This window comes from Kitasatospora sp. LaBMicrA B282, from assembly GCF_050325825.1.
Classification (GTDB): Bacteria; Actinomycetota; Actinomycetes; order Streptomycetales; family Streptomycetaceae; genus Kitasatospora.
In genome coordinates this window covers 1-5463 of sequence record NZ_JBNQTI010000292.1, presented here as the reverse complement: position 1 = coordinate 5463, position 5463 = coordinate 1, and the positions used below count along the sequence as shown (strand labels likewise).

At 75.0% G+C, this 5463-nt stretch carries 7 protein-coding genes; all 7 read right to left on the bottom strand.

Going from position 1 to position 5463, the window contains the following annotated elements; genetic code table 11:
• Positions 1–139 precede the first annotated feature (139 nt).
• A complete protein-coding gene (locus tag ACQRUO_RS38365; RefSeq protein ID WP_428320811.1) occupies positions 140–589 on the bottom strand; it encodes a hypothetical protein in 450 nt (149 codons plus the stop codon).
• A 40-nt stretch (positions 590–629) separates the two neighbouring features.
• Complete coding sequence (locus ACQRUO_RS38360) at positions 630–1172, bottom strand: TadE/TadG family type IV pilus assembly protein (protein ID WP_428320810.1); 543 nt, start codon at positions 1170–1172, stop codon at positions 630–632.
• Entirely contained in the window at positions 1169–1504 is a 336-nt protein-coding gene (locus ACQRUO_RS38355; protein WP_428320813.1) for a TadE/TadG family type IV pilus assembly protein, read from the bottom strand. Before ACQRUO_RS38355 ends, ACQRUO_RS38360 begins: the two co-directional genes overlap by 4 nt.
• Positions 1505–1575: 71 nt before the next feature.
• Positions 1576–1845, bottom strand: a complete 270-nt coding sequence (locus ACQRUO_RS38350; protein WP_428320814.1) for a hypothetical protein — start codon at positions 1843–1845, stop codon at positions 1576–1578.
• Between the two features lie 47 nt (positions 1846–1892).
• On the bottom strand, positions 1893–2780 hold the full coding sequence (locus ACQRUO_RS38345; protein ID WP_428320809.1) for a type II secretion system F family protein: 888 nt from the start codon (positions 2778–2780) through the stop codon (positions 1893–1895).
• Positions 2777–3811, bottom strand: coding sequence for a type II secretion system F family protein (locus tag ACQRUO_RS38340; protein WP_428320808.1), 1035 nt, complete (start codon positions 3809–3811; stop codon positions 2777–2779). Before ACQRUO_RS38340 ends, ACQRUO_RS38345 begins: the two co-directional genes overlap by 4 nt.
• Positions 3811–5394 carry a CpaF family protein gene (locus ACQRUO_RS38335; protein WP_428320812.1) on the bottom strand — a complete coding sequence of 528 codons (1584 nt, stop codon included), beginning with the start codon at positions 5392–5394 and terminating at the stop codon, positions 3811–3813. Before ACQRUO_RS38335 ends, ACQRUO_RS38340 begins: the two co-directional genes overlap by 1 nt.
• Positions 5395–5463: the final 69 nt, after the last annotated feature.

Sequence of the window (5463 nt, the reverse complement as noted above, 5' to 3'; positions counted from 1 at the left end):
CGCCGCGGCGGCCGGCCGGCGGGCCGGATCCGGCCGCTGCCGGCGGCGGGCCGGCCCGCCGCCGGTCGTCCGGCTGCCGGTTCTCCGGTGGCCCCGGAACCCGCCGGGCGGGCTTGGACCTTGGCTCGTGGCGCGGCCATCAGGCGCCTCCCGCTTTCTGGTTGCCGGCCACCGGGGTGGCGGTGCCGATGCCCCTCACGGGCAGGGTGGGTGTGTCGAAGAGGCCGAGCATCGTGGTGCGGTAGTCGGTGGTGACCACCACGGTGATGCTGGCGGCGTCGGCCGGTGGCGGGTTGGCCGGGTCCGGCGGCTCGGCGGTGAGGCCGTAGGGCTGCAGGTAGACGTTGGCGGCCTGGTAGCCGGCCTTGGTGTCGATCAGCAGGCCCCGGTTCTCGAGCATCGCGGTGCGGTCGATCTGCTGCCCGGCGACCCGGGCCGCCTCCTCCGCCAGCGCGTCCACCCGTTCCAGCGCGTTCAGCCGGCCGCCGCAGTCCAGCACGATGCCGGTGAAGAGCAGCACCGAGCTGACGCTGAGCGCGACGAAGATCGAGATGGTGCCGTGGTCACGGCCACCCCGACGGACCCTCACGTCCCCTCCCCAGGGCCTGGTCTGAGCCATGTGCGACCCGCTACCGGTACTCGTCGATGACCGACTCGAAGGACGAACTCAGCGTCATCCCGCCCGGTACCCAGGTCACGAACAGATCATTCACGACAGGCTTGCAACTCACCCTGACTCTCACCACTTTCAGCCCCGGCAGTCCCGGCGGCAACGGGCCCGGCGGCAACTGCCGACCGTCCGTGCCGGCCAGCGACGGCGCCTCCGCCGTCACCGTGAGGTCGCGGCAGACGGTGCCGCTCTGCGCCAGCGACTGCGTCACCGCGTGTTCCACGGTCCCCTGGTAGCCGTTCGGGTCCCAGCCGATCGAGGCGGTGCGCGCGCCGACCCGGGCGGCCTCCTGGACGCTGCCCTCGGCGCTCTCCAGCTGACCGATGATCATCACCAGGCTGAACAGCAGCATGATGGCCGGGACCAGGATCGCCGCCTCGATCGCCAGGCTGCCCCGGTCGCCGCCGTCCGGCCCGTCCGGCGCCTGCGGCCCGTCCGTCCCGCCGGTCCGGTCCGTCCGGTCGGTCCGGTCCGTCCGGTCCGTCCCGTCGCCCCGTCTCACGGCCCCACGACCCGTTCCATCGGCTCCTGCACGGTGCGGGCGACCGTCCACCGGTCCAGGCCCGGCAGCACGTAGAGCGGGGTGAACTGCACGGTCACGCTGATCGTCCGGGCGTCGGGGTGGCTCAGCGCCACCTGCGGGGTGCCGAGCAGCCCGCGGTACGGCGACAGGAAGCCGGCCGCCCGTTGCCGGGCCGCGTCGTCGCCGCCGGTGTACGAGCGCCCGGCGTCCGCCCCTTCGCGCGCGGCGGCCAGCGCCAGGCTCTCCGAGTACCAGAGCAGCCCGACCTGGACCACCAGCAGGATCAGCAGCACGATCACCGGGAAGACGATCGCGAAGCTGAGGGAGAGTGCTCCGCGCTCGCCGTCCCGGTGGCCGCAGGTCGCGTGCCAGAACGCCCGGTTCAGTTTCCGGGCAGGCTGCTGGGCAGGGTGCTGGGGATCTTCCCCTTGACGTTGTTGCCCAGCGAGTTCACGGCGGCCAGGATCGCGCCCGCGATCGCCACCACGACGATCACGATCAGCGCCATCTCGATGCTCAGCGCGCCGCGGTCGCCGGCCGCCCGGGCCGCCTTGGCCCGACCGCTGTGGACGCGCAGCAACAGGCCGCCGAACTGCAGTGTCGCCAGCAGTGGCAGTAGGAGCAACTGCAGCAGTGTGCGCAGGTTCTTCATGGTTCGCACTCCTCGGGGGACGGAAGTCCGGTGGGCCGGACGGGCATTCAGAACGCATGGAGCATCTGGTACAGCGCCGGGTAGACGATCAGGACGGTCATCAGCAGGGTGAGCGCCGCGCCGGGCGCCACCATCTGCTCGCTGGTGGTGCCGGCCTCGGCCAGTTCGGCGGCCAGCAGTTCGTCGCGCAGGCCCTTGGACCGGGCCCGCAGGGTGTCGTAGACGGCGGCGCCGTCGGTGCCGGAGAGCCGCATGATGTCGGCCACGTCCTGCAGGGCGGTCAGGCCCAGTTCGGCGGCCAGCGCCTCCAACCCGTCCCACGGCGGCTGCCGGTCGGTGGCGGCCCGCTCCAGCGCGTCGCGGATCCGGCGGAAGACGGTGCCCCGCCCGACCGCGGCCGCCCGCCGCATCGCCTCGGCCGGACCGTGGTCGGCCGCCCGCTCCAGCGCGACGAGTTCGAGGTAGGCGGCGATGCCGTGCAGGTACTCGGTGCGGGCCTCCCTGGCCTCGCTCTGCACGATCGCGTCGGGCAGCAGCCAGCCGCCCGCCGCCAGGCCGAGCCCGAGCAGCGCGGGCAGCGCCACCGGCAGGCCGAACCCGGCGATCTCGGCCATCGCCGACAGGTAGGCCGGCAGCACCAGCCCGATCAGCGCGAAGAGCAGCTTGTGCGCCATGAACCGGGCCGGGGTGCGCCCGATCAGCGCCAGCGACCGGGTCGGCAGCCGGGCGCCGGCCCAGCCGAGCGAGCGGGCGCCGAGCCGGTCGTACCAGCGCTCCTCGGCGTCGGCGGCCTCCTCGCGCCGGTCCGCCGGGGCGCGGTGCAGCCGCTCCAGCGCCTGTCCCAGGTCGGGCGGCGCGGGCCGGAGTTCGGCGATCAGCAGGGCGAGGCCGGCGGCTGCGGCGCCGCCCGCCAGCACCGCCCACGGGGAGATCATCGGGGCTCCTTGAGCAGCGGCGGCTCGGTGCCGCCGGCGGTGGTCGGTGCGGCGTGCCGGCCGCGCGGGCCGCCGACGGTCGGGCCGGCCGAGCCGGCCGGGTCCGACGGGTCCGCCGCCGGTTCGGGCAGGCCGCCGGCCTTGCTGCGCCGGTCCGGCTCCAACAGCCGGGCCGGCGGCTTGTGCGCGGCCAGCGAGCGCATCCAGGCGATCACCGCGACGAAGAGCGCGGTGAGCACCGCCAGCACCACCTGGCCCTGCACGCTGCGGTAGGGCTCGGTGTAGCGCTCGTTGAAGGAGCCGACCAGGACCACGCCGAAGATGATGACGACCAGCCAGCGGACCGTGGTCCGGTGCTTGGCCCGGTCGGCCTCGATCCCGCGGCGCTGGCGCACCTCCTCGCGGACCGAGTCGGCCAGGTCGGACAGCGCCCGGCTGAGCCCGGGACCGCTGTCGCCGGCCCGCAGCAGCAGGGCGGCCAGCACCTTGTCGGCGGTGGCGTCCGCCAGGCTGTCGGCGAAGGCGCGCAGCGCGTCCTCCGCCGACCAGCGCGCCTGCAGCCGGGCCGCCAGCTCCTCGATCTCGGGGCGCAGCGCGGCCGGTGCGGTCCGCCGGCTGGTCAGCAGCGCCTGGTTCAGGCCGGTGCCCAGCAGCAGCACGTCGGAGAGCCGCTGGGTCCAGTCGGCCAGCGCCTCCAGCCGGACGATGTGCCGGGTGTCGGCGCGGGTGACGCCGAAGAGCCAGGGGAAGCCGAAGATCACCAGCGGCACCAGCAGCACGGTCAGCGCGATCCCGCTGAACAGCCAGGTGAGCGGGGCCAGCAGCAGGGTGAGCGCGAGCTGGATCCGGCGCAGCCGCAGCACCCCGGGCGCCGGGGCGCCGGGCGCGCCGTACCAGAGGACGTGGGCGCGGGTGGCCAGCGGCCCGGCGGCGGCGCGTTCCCGACCGCCCGGGCCGAGGCCGGCCAGGCCCGCGACCAGCACCACCAGGCCGGCGGCCAGCAGCACCCCGCAGAGCGTGAAGAGCAGCATCAGCGCTGCCCCCCGATCCGCAGCGCCAGCGGCTGGCTCCAACTCCCGTACGCGGACTGGAGCAGCCCGGCGTCGAAGCCGGCCCGGCGCAGGTCGTCCAGGCAGCTCGGCGGGGTGTGCGGGACCGCGCGCGGCTCGCCCAGGTCGGGGCGCGGGCCGAAGACGGTGTTGAGCGCCGGGCGGCCGTGCTCGCCCAGGCCGGTGACCTCCATGACGTGCGAGACGAACCGGTGCCGCCGGCCGCCGACCGCGGTCTCGTCCACCATCGCGACGTGCACGATCAGGTCGAGCGCGTTGGCGGTCAGCCGGTAGGCCAGGCTGTCGGTCATGTGCGAGCCGTACTCCAGGCAGAGTTCGGCGATCCGGTCCACCACCATCTGCGGGCCGCGGGCGTGCAGCGTGCACATCGAGCCGCCCTCGCCGTTGGTCATCACCCGCAGCATCGGGACCACCTCGCCGGAGCGGACCTCGCCGACGATGATCCGGGAGAGCGTCATCCGCAGTGCGGCCGGGATGAGTTCACCGATCGTCAGTTCGCCGGCCGGCTTGCCGTCCACCCGCTCGCCGTTGCCCTCCCGGGCCTCCATCGGCACCACCTGGCGCAGGTGGCCCAGGGTGTGCAGCCAGAGCTCGAACTCCGACTCCAGGGTGCCGATCCGCTCGTCCGGCGGGATCTCGGCGGCCATCGCGCGCAGCAGGCTGGTCTTGCCGACGCCCTGGGTCCCGGTGATCATCACGTTCTTCCGGGCCCGGATCGCCGAGGCCAGGAAGGCGGCCAGGGTGGAGTCCACGGTGCCGAGCGCCACCATGTCGGCCAACGTCGCGGAGGCCACCCGGTGGCGGCGGATCGCCACGTACGGGCGCGGGGTCACCTCGGTCATCGCCTGCAGGCGCATGCCGCCCTCCAGGCGCAGCGCCAGCGTCGGGCTCGAGGTGCTCAGGCTGCGCTCGCCGCCGCCGTGCTGCCGGGCCAGGTCCTGGAGCAGCTCGATCAGTTCGGCGTCGCTGTCCGCCACCGGCGGGACCTGGCGCAGGGGTTGGTGGACCCGGGAGATCCAGACGTCGTCACAGCCGTTGATCAGGATGTTCTCGATCTCCGGGTCGTCCAGGTAGGGCTGCAGCCGGCCGGCCCGGAAGAGCAGGTCGAAGACCGCCTCGGCGAGCGCCCGGTCGTGCTCGCGGGTCGGCGGCACGCCGTGCGCCTGGGCGTAGCCGTCGGACCAACGGGCCACCGCCTCCTCGATCAGCGCCCGGCCGCGCTGGCGCCGGGTCGCCCGGTCCACGTCGGAGCCCTGACTGGTCGTCAGCTTGCTGAGCTGCTGGTGGAGTTCGGTGGCCACCTGGCGCTTGAGCTCGCGCGCCACGCGGGGATCCACGGTGGGTGCGGTGCCCGGACCCCACCGCTCGGGGACGGGCAGCGCGGGCAGGCCGGCCGGCGAGGCGGTGGGGGTCGGCAGCGGGGCGGCGGCGGACTGCGCGGCCGGGGCGAGCCCGGGGGCGGGAGCGGTGGTCCACGGGTGGCCGGCGGGGGGCGCGGTGGCGGCGGCGGTGGCGGTGACCGGGCGGACCGAGCCGGGGACCACTGTCAGGGGCACCCCGGCGGCACCCGCCGCGCCGGCGGCCGACACCGCGTGCAGGGTGTGCGGCGGCGG

What these genes read in the sequence shown, in the direction of transcription:
- ACQRUO_RS38350 (WP_428320814.1), bottom strand. Translation starts at nt 1,845, where the DNA reads ATGAAGAACCTGCGCACACTGCTGCAGTTGCTCCTACTGCCACTGCTG.
- ACQRUO_RS38340 (WP_428320808.1), bottom strand. Translation starts at nt 3,811, where the DNA reads ATGCTGCTCTTCACGCTCTGCGGGGTGCTGCTGGCCGCCGGCCTGGTG.
- ACQRUO_RS38345 (WP_428320809.1), bottom strand. Translation starts at nt 2,780, where the DNA reads ATGATCTCCCCGTGGGCGGTGCTGGCGGGCGGCGCCGCAGCCGCCGGC.